Annotated in this window: 4 protein-coding genes; 1 reads left to right on the top strand and 3 read right to left on the bottom strand. The window is 56.7% G+C overall.

The genetic code is table 11. The features are described 5' to 3' along the window. The 3 genes from AC1D17_RS28675 to AC1D17_RS28665 form a co-directional block, all read right to left on the bottom strand. A partial coding sequence (locus tag AC1D17_RS28675) for a DUF932 domain-containing protein (protein ID WP_477568590.1) occupies window positions 1-400 on the bottom strand: 400 nt, incomplete at its 3' end. A 428-nt stretch (window positions 401-828) separates the two neighbouring features. Continuing rightward, complete coding sequence (locus tag AC1D17_RS28670) at window positions 829-1146, bottom strand: single-stranded DNA-binding protein (RefSeq protein WP_477568589.1); 318 nt, start codon at window positions 1144-1146, stop codon at window positions 829-831. A 33-nt stretch (window positions 1147-1179) separates the two neighbouring features. Next, window positions 1180-1695, bottom strand: coding sequence for a hypothetical protein (locus AC1D17_RS28665; protein WP_477568588.1), 516 nt, complete (start codon window positions 1693-1695; stop codon window positions 1180-1182). A 107-nt stretch (window positions 1696-1802) separates the two neighbouring features. On the opposite strand from AC1D17_RS28665, the gene AC1D17_RS28660 reads away from it, so the two are divergent. Then, window positions 1803-2015 carry a helix-turn-helix domain-containing protein gene (locus AC1D17_RS28660; RefSeq protein WP_477568587.1) on the top strand — a complete coding sequence of 71 codons (213 nt, stop codon included), beginning with the start codon at window positions 1803-1805 and terminating at the stop codon, window positions 2013-2015. Window positions 2016-2162 lie beyond the last annotated feature (147 nt).

Below are 2162 nucleotides of genomic sequence, written 5' to 3'. Positions count from 1 at the left end.
TGCCAGTCTGGGTGACCAAGGAATTGAGGCAGCGGACACGGAACAGACCGGCCATCAGCTCATAGGCGCTGGTTCCGTCATTGGCGTTCTTCAGCAGGATTTCGCAGACGGTATCGCCGACATTATAGACCTTGCCGTCGTCGATCCGGCGCATGCGAATGAGATGTTTGGTAAAATCTGCCTTGCCCTCGATGCGGCTGTTCGATTGCTTGGCGCCAACCGGCACAAAACCCTCCTTCATGAGGCCGCGCAGAACCTCGATTGTCGGGATTGGCTTAAAACGTTCCGACCGGCTCTCATGGGCGCTGACGGCGAAGATGGACGGTGCGATCTGGCGCATCWCGGTTTCGGTCATGGCGCGGCCGGTATCGAAGCGGGCGGTCTGGGTGTAAATGCTCATGGTCTGTCTCCTGATTTCCCGTTCCCGAAGGGGAGCCCAATCGGGCGAAGCCAACCCGGTCTTCCGGGGGAATGGCCTCTGACATTCCCCCGGACAGAGGGGGGAGGGCGAAAGCCCGCCCCGCGGCGGCAAACGGGACTGTCAAGTGGCGTGGCGCGGAAGGCGGGGCATCTTCTCGGGCCCGACCACAGGACGGGCTGGTGCGGAAGATGACCTGACTTCACGGGCCGCTTGACCGGCCTGGGGGACGATGTCATGGGGCGAAAACGACATGCGGCCCTTACGGGCCTCGATTTCGGGTGCGAAGCGACCGATCGGACAAGCGATCGTCACCGGCATCGGCGAAGACGGCCACAAGCCGGCTTCGTGCCAACGGCATAGAGCGCGGCCGGCCGGAATGGCCGGTGGCCTAAAAGGYTCACATCAGCTCAAGCGGCTTTCTTGGCGACCAGGTTGAACAGCTGCGCAATAATATCGGTGGTGTAGATCTGTTCGCCGTCGCGCTCGTAGCTGGAATTGGATATCCGGGACTCGACATAGACGAGATCGCCCGAAACGACGTTCTGTATGATCCACTCCACCTGCTTCTTGTCGAGAATGGTGACCTGAACCCAATCGGTGGCCGTTTTCTTTTCCCCGTCGGCCTGCCACTCACGGTTCGCGGCAATGTTGACCTTCAGCACATTTTTGAGTTCCACGAGGTTTCCAACGTGGCCGAGAATAGTATGACGATTAACGTGTCGCATCGATTTAAACCTTTCTTAACCGGAAAAATGCGTTTATTTGTGGAGTTCGAACCAATGCCGCTCGGTTTGACCTGAGGTTTCATTCTTGATGTCAAAGAAGTAGGGCTCTGACTTGAGCGGTCGGGATATGGAGACCGTTTGTATGCAGCCTTGCTGTCGATCAGAGTTATAGAAACCGTGCGTCCCGCCCTGGCACATATTCACTGTCTTGATGCAGAGGTTCTGCTCTCTGCCAAAACCGCTCCGATCCTGCCGACTTCCCACCTGATATCCCTTCGGGCATACAGCATAACGCTCAAAGCCGGGGGAGCCTGTGCCGGCTGCCGGGCAGGTTGGCCAATCGAAGCCGGGCTTCTTCATCGCCGAGATCAGTCGCGTCATCGGCGGATGGCAGGAGGCAACGCTCCGCCACGAGGGATTGGACGAAGCCGCGCACAGCAGCACTTCGCAGCCCCATTCGCTCGCCGCTGCCGGAGCAGCGAACACAGTTGCCGATACAGACAGAAGAATTCCAATGACGACGTTCATTCGTTTGACTTTGACCAACATGGGCACCTATCACATCACACAATGGACAATTAAATATAATTAATCCGATGGCAACGAGCAAGCGTAAGAAAACCGATACTGATCTGGGAACGATGATCCTGCGAAACATGGCGATGACCATGGAGCGCGAGAGGGAGAAGCGCGGCCTCAATAAAAAGGAAATGGCGAGCTTGTGCGAGATCACCTCGCCTTACTATCTGCAGATTCTCGACGGTTCCGCCAACCCGTCGCTGCAGGTCATCACGCGGATCAGCACAAATCTGAAGATCCCCTTGCAAGCGCTGATGATGGGGCAAAAAGCCGAAGTCAAAGTGGACTGATCGATCATTCTGCCTTGCGATCTTAAAAAACTATAATTACTTCTTCCATCTGTCCGCTTCGGATGCGGTTCATCCGGACAATGATGGGAGTGACCGTGGCCTCAAAGCACCCACTTATCGCCGTCCTACTGCTGGCGACAACAACCG

The sequence above is a fragment of the Pararhizobium sp. P1_E7 genome (genome assembly GCF_056405855.1).
Note: the sequence above shows the minus strand (reverse complement) of the source record. Positions and strands in the feature narration are given on the sequence as shown.

Bases quoted from the DNA above. Each gene is read 5' to 3' on its own strand.
- AC1D17_RS28665 (WP_477568588.1), bottom strand. From the start codon at position 1,695: ATGTTGGTCAAAGTCAAACGAATGAACGTCGTCATTGGAATTCTTCTG.
- AC1D17_RS28660 (WP_477568587.1), top strand. From the start codon at position 1,803: ATGGCGATGACCATGGAGCGCGAGAGGGAGAAGCGCGGCCTCAATAAA.
- AC1D17_RS28670 (WP_477568589.1), bottom strand. From the start codon at position 1,146: ATGCGACACGTTAATCGTCATACTATTCTCGGCCACGTTGGAAACCTC.